Source organism: Flagellimonas okinawensis, from assembly GCF_029194005.1.
Lineage (GTDB): Bacteria > Bacteroidota > Bacteroidia > Flavobacteriales > Flavobacteriaceae > Flagellimonas > Flagellimonas okinawensis.
Genome location: NZ_JARFVA010000002.1, coordinates 582,506 through 599,674, shown reverse-complemented (window position 1 = coordinate 599,674; position 17,169 = coordinate 582,506). Strand labels below are relative to the sequence as shown.

16 protein-coding genes and 1 pseudogene are annotated in these 17,169 nt (G+C 41.4%); 8 read left to right on the top strand and 9 right to left on the bottom strand.

Annotation, left to right across the window (positions count from 1 at the left end):
• Positions 1-24: 24 nt before the first annotated feature.
• The 3 genes from PY091_RS08545 to PY091_RS08535 form a co-directional block, all read right to left on the bottom strand.
• Positions 25-1,083 carry an NAD(P)/FAD-dependent oxidoreductase gene (locus PY091_RS08545; RefSeq protein ID WP_275649284.1) on the bottom strand — a complete coding sequence of 353 codons (1,059 nt, stop codon included), beginning with the start codon at positions 1,081-1,083 and terminating at the stop codon, positions 25-27.
• Between the two features lie 63 nt (positions 1,084-1,146).
• The gene (locus tag PY091_RS08540) at positions 1,147-1,383 is read right to left on the bottom strand and encodes a NifU family protein (RefSeq protein ID WP_275649439.1); all 237 of its coding nucleotides are present in this window, start codon (positions 1,381-1,383) and stop codon (positions 1,147-1,149) included.
• A gap of 11 nt (positions 1,384-1,394) precedes the next feature.
• Positions 1,395-2,534: an Mrp/NBP35 family ATP-binding protein gene (locus PY091_RS08535; RefSeq protein ID WP_275649283.1), complete on the bottom strand. Its 1,140-nt coding sequence runs from the start codon at positions 2,532-2,534 to the stop codon at positions 1,395-1,397.
• A 223-nt stretch (positions 2,535-2,757) separates the two neighbouring features.
• Between PY091_RS08535 and PY091_RS08530 the strand changes: the two genes are divergently transcribed.
• Positions 2,758-4,419: an amidase gene (locus tag PY091_RS08530; RefSeq protein WP_275649282.1), complete on the top strand. Its 1,662-nt coding sequence runs from the start codon at positions 2,758-2,760 to the stop codon at positions 4,417-4,419.
• Here the strand turns inward: PY091_RS08530 and PY091_RS08525 are convergent, their stop codons facing one another.
• The 3 genes from PY091_RS08525 to trmB are packed head-to-tail and all read right to left on the bottom strand — an operon-like array spanning position 4,420 to position 6,055.
• The gene (locus PY091_RS08525; protein ID WP_275649281.1) at positions 4,420-4,746 is read right to left on the bottom strand and encodes an MGMT family protein; all 327 of its coding nucleotides are present in this window, start codon (positions 4,744-4,746) and stop codon (positions 4,420-4,422) included.
• Position 4,747: 1 nt separating this feature from the next.
• Complete coding sequence (locus PY091_RS08520) at positions 4,748-5,383, bottom strand: LysE family transporter (RefSeq protein WP_275649280.1); 636 nt, start codon at positions 5,381-5,383, stop codon at positions 4,748-4,750.
• Between the two features lie 3 nt (positions 5,384-5,386).
• A complete protein-coding gene (trmB, locus tag PY091_RS08515; RefSeq protein ID WP_275649279.1) occupies positions 5,387-6,055 on the bottom strand; it encodes a tRNA (guanosine(46)-N7)-methyltransferase TrmB in 669 nt (222 codons plus the stop codon).
• A gap of 85 nt (positions 6,056-6,140) precedes the next feature.
• On the opposite strand from trmB, the pseudogene PY091_RS08510 reads away from it, so the two are divergent.
• Positions 6,141-7,109, top strand: a pseudogene (locus PY091_RS08510) (glycosyltransferase family protein); the annotation flags it as partial.
• A gap of 47 nt (positions 7,110-7,156) precedes the next feature.
• On the opposite strand, the gene PY091_RS08505 reads toward PY091_RS08510, so the two are convergent.
• Positions 7,157-8,152, bottom strand: coding sequence for a sensor histidine kinase (locus PY091_RS08505; protein WP_417956984.1), 996 nt, complete (start codon positions 8,150-8,152; stop codon positions 7,157-7,159).
• 107 nt (positions 8,153-8,259) lie between these two features.
• Entirely contained in the window at positions 8,260-8,946 is a 687-nt protein-coding gene (locus PY091_RS08500) for a response regulator transcription factor (protein ID WP_275649277.1), read from the bottom strand.
• Positions 8,947-9,132: 186 nt separating this feature from the next.
• On the opposite strand from PY091_RS08500, the gene PY091_RS08495 reads away from it, so the two are divergent.
• The 6 genes from PY091_RS08495 (at position 9,133) to PY091_RS08470 (ending at position 15,819) form a co-directional block, all read left to right on the top strand.
• Positions 9,133-11,958 (top strand): TonB-dependent receptor, encoded by a 2,826-nt coding sequence (locus PY091_RS08495; RefSeq protein ID WP_275649276.1) that lies wholly within the window; start codon positions 9,133-9,135, stop codon positions 11,956-11,958.
• A gap of 20 nt (positions 11,959-11,978) precedes the next feature.
• Positions 11,979-13,178, top strand: coding sequence for a multidrug transporter (locus PY091_RS08490; protein WP_275649275.1), 1,200 nt, complete (start codon positions 11,979-11,981; stop codon positions 13,176-13,178).
• A gap of 153 nt (positions 13,179-13,331) precedes the next feature.
• Complete coding sequence (locus PY091_RS08485; protein WP_275649274.1) at positions 13,332-13,643, top strand: T9SS type A sorting domain-containing protein; 312 nt, start codon at positions 13,332-13,334, stop codon at positions 13,641-13,643.
• 136 nt (positions 13,644-13,779) lie between these two features.
• Positions 13,780-14,103, top strand: a complete 324-nt coding sequence (locus PY091_RS08480) for a T9SS type A sorting domain-containing protein (protein ID WP_275649273.1) — start codon at positions 13,780-13,782, stop codon at positions 14,101-14,103.
• A 67-nt stretch (positions 14,104-14,170) separates the two neighbouring features.
• Entirely contained in the window at positions 14,171-15,157 is a 987-nt protein-coding gene (locus PY091_RS08475) for a long-chain-fatty-acid--protein ligase (protein WP_275649272.1), read from the top strand.
• Positions 15,158-15,381: 224 nt separating this feature from the next.
• Complete coding sequence (locus PY091_RS08470; RefSeq protein WP_275649271.1) at positions 15,382-15,819, top strand: cupin domain-containing protein; 438 nt, start codon at positions 15,382-15,384, stop codon at positions 15,817-15,819.
• A 38-nt stretch (positions 15,820-15,857) separates the two neighbouring features.
• Here PY091_RS08470 and tyrS read toward each other — a convergent pair whose 3' ends face one another.
• Positions 15,858-17,153: a tyrosine--tRNA ligase gene (gene tyrS / locus PY091_RS08465; RefSeq protein WP_275649270.1), complete on the bottom strand. Its 1,296-nt coding sequence runs from the start codon at positions 17,151-17,153 to the stop codon at positions 15,858-15,860.
• Between the last annotated feature and the right edge of the window lie 16 nt (positions 17,154-17,169).

Sequence of the window (17,169 nt, the reverse complement as noted above, 5' to 3'; positions counted from 1 at the left end):
AACGATTAAATGTTTGTTTTATTCTTAGTCGATGGCCTTAACCACGGCTTTGGGCGCTTCCTTCTTACTTCCGTCAAATCCGGTCACACCACCCACGGTAGTATATTTCATCACATATTTTTTATCCGGGAATATCTTTTGGTAAGCACTTTGACACATCAATGTGGCTTCATGGAATCCACAAAGAATCAATTTTAACTTACCGGGATACGTATTTACGTCACCAATGGCATAGATTCCTGGAATATTGGTCTGGTAATCGTAAGTATTATCCACCTTAATGGCATTCTTTTCTATCTCCAGCCCCCAATCGGCGATTGGGCCCAATTTGGGCGACAATCCGAACAATGGGATAAAATCATCGACCTCAACATCAGTTTCTTCTGAAGTGGATGTGTTCTTAACAGTCACTTTCTCCAAGTGGTTTTCTCCTTTTAATGCAACGACCTCAGCCGGGGTAATCAAGTTGATCTTACCTTCATTTTTTAAGTGCTGTACTTTTTCCACTGAATCCAATGCCCCCCTAAATTCATTTCTTCGGTGAACCAAGGTTACTTCCTCTGCAACATCGGCCAAAAATATGGACCAATCCAAAGCAGAGTCACCTCCGCCGGCGATCAACACTTTTTTGCCACGGTAGATTTCTGGCTCTTTGATCATATAGGCCACACCATTATCCTCGAACTTTTCTAAATTCTCGAGCAATGGCTTTCTTGGTTCAAAACTGCCCAGACCTCCTGCTATGGCAACAACGGGAGCATGATGTTTAGTCCCTTTGTTAGTGGTAACGATAAACGAGCCATCTTCCAACTTTTCAATGGTCTCAGCACGCTCTCCCAAGGTAAAACCTGGCTGGAACGGTTTTATTTGCTCCATTAGGTTATCCACCAAATCACCAGCTAAAACTTCTGGAAAACCAGGAATATCATAAATGGGCTTTTTGGGATATATTTCCGAACATTGTCCACCTGCTTGTGGTAATGCATCGATTAAATGACATTTGAGTTGTAAAAGGCCTGCTTCAAAAACAGCAAAGAGACCCGTAGGTCCCGCTCCAATAATTAGTATATCGGTTTTAATCATATATTATGGATTTTGGCGCGCAACTTACTGCTTGCCTTGCAAAGGTTTTATGATTTTAGTCAGTTAAGATATGTTGATGACTTCTTCAATCTGAGGTGCATACTTTTTAATGGTCATTTCTACACCACTTTTCAATGTCATTTGGTTTACACTGCATCCTATACAGTTACCTTCCAAACGAACCTTTACGGAATTGTCCTCAATGGATATCAAGGTAATATCCCCTCCGTCGCTCTGTAAAAATGGACGTATCTCTTCCAACGCCTTTTCTACATTGCTCCTGGTTTCTTCTGATGTCATTGTTGTCATACTCATTTCTTTTTAACAGCGGAACAACCGGCCATGGTTGTTATTTTTATTGCTTCGGTAGGTGGAAGGTCTGTATTTCTTCTCACCAACTCCTGCACCACGTTTCTTGTAAGTTCTTCAAAGGCTTCCTCTGTAGGTGTCGCTGTTTGTAAGGCTGCTGGTCTTCCAACATCGCCTGCCTCCCTTATGCTCTGTACCAAAGGAATTTCTCCTAAAAACGGAACTCCCAAATCCTCGGATAAGTTCTTTGCCCCATTTTCACCAAAAATATGGTATTTGTTGTCCGGCAACTCCGCAGGTGTAAAATACGCCATATTCTCCACGATTCCCAAAACAGGCACATTGATAGCCTCCTGTTGGAACATGGCAACACCTTTTCTGGCATCGGCCAAAGCAATCTCTTGCGGTGTACTTACCACAACAGCTCCCGTTACTGGCAACGATTGCATTATACTCAAATGAATGTCCCCGGTTCCCGGTGGCAAATCCAATAAAAGAAAATCCAATTCACCCCAATGTGCATCAAAAATCATTTGGTTCAATGCCTTGGCTGCCATTGGACCTCTCCAAATAACCGCTTGATTGGGCTGTGTAAAGAATCCTATGGACAACAGCTTTACCCCATAGTTTTCGATGGGTTTCATCTTGGCCTTTCCTTCTACATTGATGGACAACGGCTTTTCGGTTGCCACATCGAACATAATGGGCATGGAAGGTCCATAAATATCGGTATCCAACAATCCTACTTTAAAGCCCATTTTTGATAATGTAACAGCCAAATTCGCTGTTACTGTAGACTTACCAACGCCTCCTTTTCCGGACGCTACGGCTATAATATTTTGAATTCCCGGAATGGGGTTGCCCTTAATTTGGTTTACTTTGGGCTTGGCAGGAGCATCAACCTTAAGGTTGACCTTGATCTTCGCCTTTTCGTATACTTCACTGTGAATAATCTTTAAGATCTCCACTTCTGTCTTCTTTTTGGCTTGAAGACTTGGGTTTTTGATCGTAACATCCACTTCTACCTCATCACCGAACACCTGAACATTGGTGACCGAACCGCTTTCGACCAAATTTTGGCCCTCACCCGGTGCGGATATTTTTTCCAACGCCTTGAGAATATCTGTCTTTTTCAACTTCATGAATCAAATTTTTTAAACCAACTGTTTGAACTGGTTCTAAACTACAAAGATACGGTGTTGGGGTTAGATTAAGAAGTTGTACTGCTGAATTTCAAAAAAATCCCATATTGAATTATGGGTAATGAAATAAATGGGCTCTTCAAATATAAAACAGCAGGATTATTACGTCCGTTTTTTTGAAAAAATGTAGCTTAGAAGCTGTTATTTGAAATTATCTACCAAAATGCTACCAAAAAACAGAATCCCCCTTCTTTTTGTATTGTTCATCTCATTGACCTGGCTATCATGTTCCAGCAACAAAAACTCTTTCACAAAAGGAGACGTTAAAAAGTCGGAAAAATTGATTGGACTCCATTTTTCCAAAAAAAATATCGATACCCTCTACCCTTACCTAAAGAGAAACCGTAGCGGCTTCGATTCTTTGCGAAAATATCCTATTGGAAACGATGTTTTCCCAGCCATCCGTTTTGACCCCACCCCATTTGGTTTTACCATGCCAGAACAACAAAACGGTACCGAATGGAATATACCGGACAATGTGGAAATTCCCGAACCTTATGACCTATTGGCTTATTACACGATTCCACAATTGGCCTCACTTATAAAAAATCAAAAAATCACCTCTACTGAGCTTACAAAATTTTTCTTGGCCCGTCTCAAGAAATACCAACCTGCCCTACAATGTACCATAACCATTACCGAAAGTTTGGCTTTGGAACAGGCAAAAAAGGCGGACGAAGAGATTAAAAATGGAAACTATCGCGGTATTTTACATGGTATTCCTTATGGGACCAAGGACCTAATGGCGGTTCCTGGGTATCCTACCACTTGGGGAGCTGCCCCTTACAAGGACCAAGTTATCAATGAAACGGCGACCGTTGTAAAAAAACTAGAGGATGCTGGCGCCATTTTGGTGGCGAAATTGGTGTCCGGAGCGTTAGCCCGCGGTGATGTTTGGTTCGGTGGAAAAACAAAAAACCCATGGGACACCACACAAGGGGCAAGCGGATCTTCGGCCGGGTCTGGTTCCGCTACTTCTGCAGGACTTGTTCCGTTTGCACTGGGCACCGAAACGTTAGGCTCCATTACATCACCAAGTACCCGAAATGGGGTTACTGGACTGCGCCCAACCTACGGCAGAGTAAGTCGCCATGGTGTTATGAGCCTAAGTTGGTCAATGGACAAGGTGGGCCCATTGGGAAGAAATGCTGAAGACTGCGCCATAGTTTTTGAGGCTATCCAAGGGATAGATAAAAATGACCTCAGCACTGTAGATCTTCCTTTTGGCGTGAACTGGAAAAAGAACATTAAAGATTTAAGGGTAGCTTATTTAAAGAATGATATTGAAAAGGACACTACCAAATCCGGTGATAACTTAAGGGATGCTCTTAAATCCTTGGAAAAACTGGGCATTGAACCAACAGCAGTAGAAATGCCAGCGGAGGTCCCATACCGTGGTTTCGATATTATTTTAAGAGCTGAGGCCGGAGCCTTTTTTGATGAACTTGTGCGCTCCGGTGATGTGGACATAATGGTGGAGCAAGACCAACGTTCACGTGCCAATTCTTTGAGACAAAGTCGATTTATCCCCGCAGTGGAATATATTCAAGCGAACAGGCAAAGGCAGGTTCTTATTCAAAAAATGCAGGATTTAATGAAAGATTACGATGTGCTGATATCACCCTCTTTTGGAAATGATCAACTTATGGCTACCAACTTAACTGGACATCCAGTAATTGCTGTTCCTACAGGTCTTGACGATAAAAACCACCCGACGAGTATGACGTTTGTTGGCAACTTGTACGATGAGGCAAGCATTTTATTGTTGGCCAAAGCATTTCAGGACAACACCTCTTTTGATGAACTGCACCCACCAGGCTATTGATCAAAGTTCGGAGGCTGGATTCCAAAAGTATTTTTGGAAGTCTACAATTTGATTGTCTTTTACTGGGACTCCTTCATTCTCCAGGAGCTGTTGCATAATGTTACTACCATCAAAATGATGTTTTCCGGTCAAGACCCCGACACGGTTCACTACCCTATGCGCAGGAACATCCTTGGTATGTGAATTGTTCATTGCCCAACCCACCATCCTGGCACTTCTGGCAGCGCCAAGGTATTTGGCTATGGCTCCGTAAGAGGTTACCCTACCATAAGGAATCAGTCTTGCAACTTCATATACTTTATCAAAAAAACTGATTTCCCCTTTCATGTTATCGGTACATAATTCGGATTAGTGTAATAATGAGCAATAACAACATCAAGGCACTCAAAATATAATTGGAGTTCTTCGAAAAACGATTCGTCTTCGTCTCCATTTTATCAAAATAGAAGGTGTACAGATATAACACGGAAAATGTACCTGCCCCTGCTGCAACAACAAAAGTGGTAATGTCCTTGGCTTCGAACTTAATCCAACCTGCCTCGTTCCACATGGCATTTAATCCGCTGTAGTATGGTATGGTCAACAAATTGAGCGCAGCCAATAAAACACCCTTAAAAAAACTGTTCTTTTTGCTCAAGTTGACCTCTTTTATCCCTTGTGTTTTGGATTTGTTCCGCTTGGCCATCACAAAGAAATAAATGGCAAAGAATGCAAATACGGCAACCGCGATCTTGAACAGTACATCGATTACCTCTGGATTGCGGTACAGGAATTTAGAAATATATACAGCAATATAAGCCTGCAACATAATGGTACAGGAAACACCTAAACTAAAAATCACCCCATTCAACTTTCCTTTCTCCACACTAACCTTGGCTGCATTCATATTAAGCAAACCAGGGGGAACGGTAGCCATAAAGGCTGCCGAAAATGTGGCGAAAAAAAGAATGAGTATGTGGGTCATTGGTTAGTTGATCCTAAATTGGATGTAGGTAATTGGTTTTCCTTTTTCAAGATACTGATTTTCGTAGAAAGTCTGAATCTCAAGAACATCGGACGGGCTCCCCTCATTTTTATACACATCGTGATTGGCATATATAATTTCGTGCCCGAGGCCCTGTAATAGCCCAAGGGTATAACCGTGCATATATTCACTGTCCGTTTTAAGGTTTATAAGGCCTCCGGGGTTCAAAATCCTTCTATATCGCTCTAAAAATACGGGATTCGTCATCCTGTGTTTGGTACGCTTATATTTTATCTGTGGATCGGGAAAAGTAATCCAGATTTCGCTCACTTCCCCAGCACCAAACAGGTGGTCCACCAGTTCTATCTGTGTCCGTAAAAACGCTACATTGTCCAAGTTTTGCTCAAGTGCTGTTTTGGCTCCGCGCCAAAACCGAGCTCCTTTTATATCGATCCCGATATAGTTCTTGTCCGGATTTTTTTTAGCAAGCCCTACCGTGTACTCACCTTTTCCACATCCAAGCTCCAATACTATAGGGTTGTCATTTTTAAAGAAAGTGGCCCATTTGCCCTTGTACTCGAATCCTTCCATTACTTCTTCTCTTGAAGGCTGGACCACATTGGCAAATGTTTCGTTCTCCTTGAACCTTTTTAGTTTGTTCTTACTTCCCACTTTGGTATTGAATTGAGCAAAAAATTAATGATTTGGCAAAACTAAGGAAATCTAGAAGCAAATCGCATTTTGTTTTTTTGTTGTTATGAATTCTTCCAAACGTATTCTGGTCGCCCCATTGAACTGGGGACTGGGACATGCCACTAGATGTATTCCCATTATTCATGAATTGATGCAACATGGACACCAACCCTTTATTGCATCCGATGGGGTCGCTCTGGCTTTGCTCAAAAAGGAGTTTCCGGAATTACCAGCATTTGAATTGCCTTCCTACAAGATTTCCTACGCGGAAAATGGAAAGAATTTTAAAATTAAAATGATCTGGGATTCACCAAAAGTTCTCAAGGCAATGGCCAAAGAGAAAAAAGCAGTGAAACGATTGGTGAAGGAGCATAGTTTGGACGGTATAATTTCAGACAACCGATTGGGTGCCTATTATAAAAAGGTTCCCTGTGTATTCATTACGCATCAACTTAACGTGCTTTCCGGAAATACCACATGGATGAGCTCCAAAGCGCATCAAAAAATAATTAAGAAGTTCGATGCCTGCTGGGTTCCCGATGTCAAGGACAAACCCAACCTTACCGGAAAACTGGGGCATTTAAAAAAATCGAAATTGAACATTGCCTACTTAGGCCCATTAAGTCGATTTGAAAAGGAAAACCTTCCCATGACCAACGATCTGACGGTCTTGCTCTCCGGACCTGAACCGCAAAGAACCATGTTGGAAGAAAAGCTCTTGGAAGAATTACAAGGATTTGCGGGAAATATACTCTTTGTAAAAGGCAAGATAGAGGATAAACAGATTCGAGAAGTAATTAAGACCGAACAAGGGGAGATTTTACATTATAATTTTATGAAGTCCGAGGAACTGGAAAAAGCATTGAACCAAAGTGGGCAAGTACTTTGCCGATCGGGCTACACTACTGTTATGGACCTTGCAAAACTGGAAAAGAAAGCGTTTTTTATCCCGACCCCTGGACAATACGAGCAAGAATATTTGGCCAAAAGAATGCAGAAACAAGGTCTTGTTCCCTTTTGCAAACAAGAGGCTTTTTCCTTGGCAGAATTATCCCGGATTTCGGAATACAATGGATTGGCTCAATTTGAATCCAATGTAGATTTTTCCTCTTTGTTCGAAGTTTTTTCCGTTGCTGAAGAAACTGAAGCCTTTTCAAGGGTAAAAGAGAACTCGGAACCTACATCTACCTCACTCTCTACATAGATTTTTTCCCCATGGGCCTCCACGATGTGCTTTACTATGGACAATCCTAGACCGGACCCTCCTTCCGTTCTACTACCACTTTGATCAACCCGATAAAAACGCTCGAACAACCTAGGGATGTGCTGTTTTGGGATACCACCACCATTATCGGTCACCCTAACAATTACCTTGTTCTTAATAAGGTTTTCCACGCTTACCTCTGTGGTTCCTTTTGGGAGTCCATATTTAATGGAGTTCACCAATAGGTTACTGATTACCTGCTGAATTTTTTCCTTGTCCCCGTTTACATAGATGGGATCGGGATACTCCATATCAAAGGTCAGAGAAATTTCCTTTCGAGCCGCTTTCATCTCCAGAAGGTCAAAGGTATTCTGGATCAATTCAATTATATCAAAGTTTTCCCGCTCCAATTGTAACTCCCCAGCTTCCAACTTGGTAATAAGATCCAGGTCCTTTACAATATAAATTAAGCGCTCGACCCCTTTATTGGCTCGTTGCAGATATTTTTTTCGAAGCTTTTTATCCTTCATGGCACCGTCCAACAATGTAAGTATATAGCCTTGGACAGTAAAAAGCGGGGTCTTTAATTCATGGGAAACATTTCCTAAAAAATCCTTTCGGTACTCCTCCCGTATTTTTAAGGTATCTATCTCTATTTTTTTTCCCTCGGCGAATTTTTCGATTTCCTCCACCAAGGTTTTCATATCGGTGGTAACAGGTTTTGAGGAGAAGGTAGATGACTCGAGCAGAGACACATCATCATAAATCCGTTTGATCCGCCTATAAATAAAGCGTTCTACTCGAATTTGTATGATGGCAAAACATATGGAAAAGCAAATAAGTGCAAAAAACAAGGTATGTGGCCAATTCATCAAGTCCACATCCATATGAAAACCTACAAATACCGCGGTAACCAATATGGTGATGACCAATGAAGACCGTAAGGCAAATTTGTATGATTTCTTTAATTTTATGGCCATTAGAGCACGAACTTATACCCCACGCCCTTTACGGTCTTAAAGTGGTGGTCTCCGATTTTTTCACGCAATTTTCTGATGTGCACATCGATTGTTCTACCGCCAACTACCACTTCATTGCCCCAAACTTTATCCAAAATAACCTCTCGTTTAAAAACTTTATTGGGTTTTGATGTCAATAAGGACAGTAATTCGAACTCTTTTCTGGGCAAAACCATTTCCTCACCATTGTTGACAATTTTGTATTCCTCGCGGTTAATCACGATATCCCCGACTTTTACAATGTCCTCAACTTCTTTTTTATCGTCCTTCAACCTTCTTAAAAGCGCTTTTACCTTGCTCACCAAAACTTTTGGTTTTATAGGCTTGGTAATGTAATCGTCCGCTCCGGCATCAAAACCGGCTACTTGGGAGTAATCCTCCCCACGGGCGGTTAGAAAAGCAATAATGGTATTGTCCAAACCAGGTGTGTTACGGATTACCTCGCAGGCTTCGATACCATCCATTTCGGGCATCATTACATCCATAATTATAAGATGTGGGTTTTTCTTTTTGGCTTTGGAAACACCTTCTGCCCCGTTCTTGGCAGTAAAGACTTCGTAGCCTTCAGATGAAAGGTTGTAGCTTATAATTTCCAGAATATCAGGTTCATCATCAACCAATAGAATCTTAATGTCCTTGTTTTTCATGGGATGGTATTTCAATGTTAAACGCCCAAATGTAAAGATAATACACTTACGGGATAAACGCTTAACGTTCATTTAATCTAGTAACGTTATTGTAACAGAATTGAAATAAACTCTTAACATACAACTAACACGGATTTTACAGCCCCCCCGTTTCTTTGCCCCAAAATTAATCCTACAGAGTAGAGTATGAAAACATATCTAATATTGGCCTTTTCGTTTTTCACCTTGATGCTATCCGCGCAACAGAACGGTAGCGTTGTGGGGAAGCTTACAGATAAGGAACTTAACAATGAACCTCTACCTTTTGCCAATGTTTTGATAAAAGGAACTACAATGGGGACCACTTCGGATTTTGATGGTCTTTTCCAGATCGCCGATGTTGAACCCGGAACTTATACATTAGTCTTTAGCTTCTTGGGTTACGAAACCTTGGAAGTGCCAAACGTAGTTGTAGAAGCAGGAAAAGTTACCGAGATCAATACAGCTCTAGGAGCAAGTAGTGTTGGTTTGGATGAAGTTATTGTAACAACAACCGCCAGTAAAGACTCGGAAATAGCTTTGTTGCTTCAACAAAAAAATGCTTTGGTAATGCAGGAGGCCATTAGTGCCGAGGCCCTTACCTTAAAAGGTATAGACGATGCCGCTGCTGCCGTTGCTCAAATTTCAGGTATTTCCAAACAACAAGGTTCCAGTAACGTTTATGTAAGAGGTTTGGGCGATCGTTACCAAAACACTACCATGAATGGATTGTCCCTACCATCCAACGACGTTAACAAGAAAAACATCAACCTGGATCTTTTTGGTTCCAGTATTATTGAAAATGTAGCCGTTAGCAAAGCATATAGCCCTACTTTTTATGGAGATTTCGCCGCAGGTAATGTAAATGTGGATTCCAAGGAATACACAGGTGATGCATACCTAGAGGTATCTCTTGGTGGGGGAATAAACACAAATGCTGCCGGTGAGGATTTTGTTAAGAGTGAAGGAACAAGTGATTTCGGTTTTTACAACAGATACGACAACGATCCTTTTGCTGTTGTCCTATCACACGGTGTAGATCCCGAATCTTCTTGGGAACCCGTCAATATCTCGGGAGCTATTGAAGGAGGTTACTCTTTCAACTTCAACAACGATGAATCCAGACTAAGCTTCTTTGGTGCAGCAAGTTTTTCCAACGGATTTGAAATTTGGGAAGGTCCTGCACGTGATTTCACCAATGTTTTGAAAATCGATTTCCCGAACGTTAGGGAATACGCATACAAAACAACTACCACGGCTTTGGGCAACATTACATACCGAATCAACAGTGAAAACAAGGTTAAGTTCAGCTCACTATTTGTTAACAGTGCTGCAGACCGCGTAGGATACTACGGGGTAAATGGACAAGGTACCAACCGTGATGCCATATTGAACACCGATCAAGGTTTTTATGTAATGAACGTTCAGTTCAACCAAGATATGATCTTCGTGAACCAGTTGACGGGTCAACACATATTTGATGAAAAACTGTCTTTTGATTGGGGTGTAGGTTTTAACAAGGTATTCTCTGATGAACCGGACAGAAAACGAATTACATTGGAAAACTATCATTACGCATTGGACAACGACAATGCCACCAATCCAGTTTTCTATACCAACATTCCTTTTGACAACCAAAGATTCTTCCAAAGCATTGAAGATGACGAATTGAACAGTTTTATGAACTTGGGCTACCAAGCTTCTGAAAAAGTAAAGTTCAACTTTGGTTATAACGGAAGACGTAAAGAACGTAGATTCAACAGTATCCGATATGGTTACGACATTCAGGATAGGGACAACACTCCAATAACCGATGTCAATAACTTCAATACCATATTTGATTGGAACAACATTAATGTTCCTGATGGTGAAGGATTGTGGAATACCATTGTCCTGAACCCTATAAGCAATGAAATTGGTAACACCAACAGACCCGGTCTTCCAGAGAACACTTACAAAGGAAACTTGGATATCCATGCACTTTATGCAACAGCAGAATTGGGATTATCGGACAAATTGAGCATTGTTCCAGGTATTCGTGTGGAGTCTTACAGCCAAAAAGTGGTTTACGATGTAATCAACATCAGTGCAACAGACCCAGGTTTCAGGGAAGTATACGAGAATATCTTTTTGCCAAGTCTTAACGCAAAATATTCACTAACCGAAAACTCCAATTTGAGAGCAAGTTTCAGCAAAACGGCATCTTTCCCAGAATTCAAGGAAGCTGCTCCGTTTGTATATGAATCCGTAACACAAAGAGTTGGTGGTAACCCAGACCTTTTGGGCGGCCTTAACGGTAATGGACCTACATACTCCGACATCTACAACTATGACCTTAAATATGAGTGGTTCTTGGAAAGAGGAGAAATCATCTCTTTGGCAGCATTCGCCAAAACCATAAAGGACCCTGTAAACCGAGTGGTTGCCGCAGATGCTACAGGTACTCAACGTTACTTTAGAACAGGGGAACAAGCAGATGTCTATGGAGTTGAATTGGAGCTTAGAAAAAACTTGCTTACGGACGCTGATGACAATGCAGTCATTTCCGCTGGACTTAACGCGGCCTATACACATACAGAACAAGACCTTAAAGATATTCCTGCAGGGTCCGAAAACACTTTCGGTACTTCCTTTGATAGGGATACCGATGAATTGGAAGGTGCTTCACCTTTCATCATCAATGCAGATTTGAACTATAGCCCGGTATTCGGTAACTATAAACCAAAAGCAACTGTTGCTTTCTCATACTTCTCCGACCGTATCTTCTCCTTGGGAGCAGGAAGTCTGGGGAACATTGTAGAAAGAGCGGTGCCAACATTGAACTTTGTTTGGCAAAACGCTATCGGAGAGCACTTCGAAGCTAACCTTTCCGCAAAAAATATTTTAGATCCAGATGTCTCCTTGGTTAGGGAAGGAACCGGTATTGGAGATGTTGTAATACGAGAGTATAACCTTGGGGTTAACGTTGGGCTAACCCTTAAATATAAATTTTAATTCTTTCTAAATTCTGACAAATGAAAAACAAGTTTTTATTTTTAGGTATAGCCGCCGCTTTGTTCATTGCTTGTGAAAGCGACGATACCTCCGATATTGTTATCAACGATAACAGTGTCACGAACAATACAACCAACAACTCTTCTGGTGGTGGTGAAGAAAGCAATGTTGTAAACCTAAGTGGTGTTTACACTTCTAACCTAACATTGGATCCAGACATGGAATATGTTGTTACTGGTCCTGTTCTTATTGCTAGTGGAGCCACCTTAACTGTACCTGCCGGCATGACCATTAAAGCTGAGCCAGTTGGTGTAAACGCTTACATTGCTATTCAGCAAGGTGCAAGAATTTTGGCCAATGGTAGTGCTGCCGAGCCGATCGTATTTACTTCAAATGCTTCCAACCCAAGTTCAGGTAACTGGGGTGGTATCGTACTTTGTGGTAGAGCTCCTATAAACTCTACAGCTGATGGGTCCGAAGATACTGCTACTACAGAGGTAGGAGGTCTTTCTTACGGAGGCAACAGCCCTGCTGATGACTCTGGAAGTCTTCAATATGTGCGTATCGAGTATGCTGGTGGTGCCATTGATGGTAACGCCGAGTTGAACGGACTTTCCGTTTACGGTGTAGGTACAGGTACAACTATCGACTACGTAGAAGTTTACGAAGGTTCCGATGACGGTTTCGAATTCTTTGGTGGTACTGTTGAAGCGAGCCACTTGGTTGTTGTAAACTCTGAGGACGATTCTATCGATTGGACTGAAGGGTTTACAGGTTCTTTGACCGATGTATATGTACAGCATGGTACTAGCCACGATAAGGCTTTTGAGTGTGATGGGTACAATACTGATTTCAGCAACGAAGGTGGATATTTCTCCGCTCCAACCGTAACCAATGTAACAATTGTTGGTGTTAACGATGGAACTAGCGAAGCAATCAGATTAAGAGCTGGAACACAAGGTACATTTACCAATATCGTATTCAACTATTTCGACGAAGCATTTGATTTGGACGGTGATGCTGGTGACAACCCAACCGGACAAGGTGTATTGGACGACCTATTGAATGCTGTTGATGCAACTTTCAACAATGTTACCACTAATATGAAGAATGACACTGGTTTTGTATTCGACGAAGCTGACTTCATTACTGGTGAAGGTAACGGTACAGGTACCGATGTAGCTACTTGGGGAGCAGGTTGGACCGTAGGTATCAACTAGAAAATATTTCTTAGTAAAAGTTGAGCCCTCGAAATGTTTCGAGGGCTTCTTTTTTGCATTTCATCGAAAAGTAACCCTCTATTCGTCAAACGGTTCCACATTCGCATTGCAATTTTTATATATTTGTGGCATACCGTTTGCAACCATTAACGTATGAAGCACTTTTACCTCGTCATTCTATTCTTTGTCTGCTCGCTTGGCTTTTCTCAAGAAAGTGCCAGGTCAAGTGCGGATATTGACGGGTTTAAGCTTTATCCCAACCCTGTTACCCAAGGCAAGGTCTACATAGAAACTGCACAGAACGCCCCTAAAAAAATTCTTGTGTTCGATGTATTGGGAACCCAAGTGCTACAAACCACAATAATTGGAAGAGAACTCAATTTATCCGAATTGGACAAAGGAGTATATATTCTCAGGGTTTTCGAAAACAACAAAGTAGCTACTAGAAAGCTAATTGTGAAGTAGTTCCTCTCTTTTTCGTATAGCTAAACCACAGGTTTCAACGCTTTACCAACAGTTTTAGTGCGTTCACAACATAAAATGGCCTACAACCCCTTGTTTGCCTACTTTTATATTGCACATATACCCCAAATCAGCTTATATGAAGAAAATCTACTTTGTATTACTTATGGCTTTACCACTTTTTTCTTTCGGTCAAGACCTGGTCACAGTGAACGACGAGCCAGTACAAGAGCTCAAGGGTTTTAAAATGTACCCCAACCCGGCTTATGGAAATGAGGTGTATATCACCACAGAATCCAACGGGGATAAAGAAATCAAAGTTTATGATGTTTTTGGAGAGGTTGTCCTCACCAAGAGAATTACCACCAACACGCTGGATATATCCAGATTGGTTCCCGGTGTTTATGTGCTGCAAGTCACCGAGCTTAAAAAAACCATGACCCGAAAATTGGTCGTTAAATAAAAAACAAGATGTTTTAAAGCCCTTTTTCCGAAAGGGCTTTTTTATTTTTGGGTACTTTTGAACCCAGATGAAAACGTTTGATTCCCATCGTATTTTTAACATCGACAATGCCGCCAAATTTAATGAAGTTGCATTGGAAATATTCGAGTACCAATATGGGAACAACAATACTTACCGGACTTTTTGCGATCATCTACACAGATCGCCAAAAAATGTTCACCACCATTTAGAAATTCCCTTTTTGCCCATTTCGTTTTTTAAAACACACAGGGTGCTTTCTACCAACCGCAAGGCCAATACCATATTCACTAGCAGCGGAACAACACAGAGTACAACGAGTAAGCACTATGTACCCGATATTCAGGTTTATGAAACGAGTTTCTTAAGGGCATTTAACCTGTTCTATGGCAATCCAGAGGAATTTTGCATCCTTGCTCTTTTACCGTCCTATCTGGAGAGAGAAGGATCTTCATTAATATACATGGTGGACAGTCTAATTAAAAAATCAGGGCATCCACATAGTGGTTTTTACCTGAACAATCTTAAAGACCTCCATCAAAAACTAACCGAACTAGAAGAACAAAATACAAAAACCTTGCTCATCGGGGTTTCGTTCGCCCTATTGGATTTGGCCGAACAATATCCTATCTCGTTAAGTAATACTATTGTGATGGAAACTGGTGGAATGAAAGGCCGGCGCAAAGAATTGATCAGGGAAGAACTCCACCAAATTTTACAGAAAGGGCTGGGTGTGAACAAAATCCATTCTGAGTACGGAATGACAGAACTTTTGTCCCAGGGATACTCTAAAGGGAATGGTATATTTGAGACTCCACCTTGGATGAAAATAATTACAAGGGACACCGAAGATCCATTGACCATTCAAAAAAATGGCAAAACCGGAGGTATCAATGTCATTGATTTGGCCAACATTCATTCCTGTTCATTTATCGCAACCCAAGACTTGGGAAAAACATATCCGAATGGAAGTTTTGAAGTTCTAGGGCGTTTTGATGATTCTGACATAAGAGGCTGCAATTTGATGGTTTTATAGGCCGATTTCATCTTATTTTCTACCAACCATACATAAAATTCAACCTGCAACAATATCCTAAACCTCATATTGTCAAAGTTTTATGCAACTTAACTAGATAACCAAACAAACATTAAAATGAATAGGAACGTATTTTAAAAAGAAGTGCCCTCTCCGCTGCGGCACTGGCTTCGCTGCCTGCATTTGCTCATTTTACATCCAAAGATGAGAAAGATGACAAACCCTTGGACCCAAAAATTGTAAGAAGTGGGGAAGGCAAACAAGTGAATGTTATCGGAGATAAACAAACCTTTAAATTGACCAGTGGGGATACCAATGGCCTCTTTACATTAATTGAAGAAGTGAATCCACCAGGCACCATGATTCCTCCCCATGTTCACACCAATGAGGACGAAATCTTTAAGGTTTTGGAAGGGGAACTGGAGGTTACAGTGGGCGATCACACCACGATTTTGAAGGCCGGTGATTTGGCCTTTGCCCCAAAAAATGTACCCCACACATGGAAAGTTGTCGGGGACCAGGATTGCAAAACCATACTGAGCGTATTTCCTGCCGGTTTAGAGCTCATGTTCGAAGAATTGGGCGACTTACCCCCCGGACCACCGGATTTTGCCAAAGTGAGCGAGATTTGCGGTAGGTACGGCACCTCCTTTTTAACCTAAAAAAACAAAAGCCATCTTTAAAAGATGGCTTTTAACTTTTACTCGACTACCAATACAAAATAATTCTTTTTGCCTCGCTGCAATAAAACAAATTTGTTATTGATCAAATCTGAATCAGTAATTAGGTAGTCTTCCTTCACCTTTTCCTTGTTAACGGAAATTGAGTTCTGTTTCAATTCCCTTCTTGCCTCGCCATTGGAGCCCAAAAAGTTGGTCTTAGCGGCCAATGCACCGATCATATCCAGTCCAGACTTCAGTTCTTCCCTATCTATAGTGGCTTGAGGAACTCCTTCAAAAACATCCATAAAAGTTTTTTCGTTCAACTGTTTAAGGTCCTCCGATGTAGATTTTCCAAATAGGATATTACTGGCCTTAATGGCATTATCCAAATCTTCTTGTGAATGTACCATAACGGTCACCTCTTCGGCCAATTTCTTTTGAAGCGCCCTCATATGCGGAGCTTCTTTATGTTCAGCAACCAAGTTTTCAATTTCATCTTTGCTGAGAAAGGTAAATATCTTGATGTATTTTTCTGCATCTTCATCCGAAGTGTTCAACCAATATTGGTAAAACTTATATGGAGAGGTCCTCTCTGCATCCAACCAAATATTTCCACCCTCGGTTTTACCGAATTTAGTCCCATCGGCCTTTGTAATCAACGGACAGGTCAATGCAAATCCCTTTCCTCCACCTATCCTTCTTATAAGTTCTGTACCCGTGGTAATATTTCCCCATTGATCACTACCTCCCATTTGAAGGCTACAATTATGGTTCTGGTAGAGATACAAAAAGTCGTACCCCTGCACCAATTGATAGGTAAACTCGGTAAAGGACATACCTTCTTTGGCATCTGAAGAAAGACGTTTCTTTACAGAATCCTTGGCCATCATATAGTTTACCGTAATGTGTTTTCCCACATCTCTAATGAACTCCAAGAATGAAAAATTCTTCATCCAATCATAATTGTTCACCAAAACGGCAGCATTCTCCTCGCCACTTTCAAAATCCAAAAAACGGCTCAATTGTCCCTTTAAGGCATCCTCATTGTGTCGAAGGGTTTTCTCGTCCAATAAATTCCGTTCAGCAGATTTACCGGATGGATCACCTATCATTCCCGTAGCTCCCCCAACCAATGCATATGGTTTATGGCCGGCCAGTTGAAAGTGCTTTAGCATCATAACCCCTACCAAGTGGCCAATGTGCAAAGAATCGGCCGTAGGGTCTATACCAACGTAAGCGGCCCTCATTTCTTCCATTAAATGTTCTTCGGCTCCTGGCATCACATCGTGTACCATTCCCCTCCATTGCAATTCTTGAACAAAGTTCTTCGTCATGATCAGTTTTTTGGAA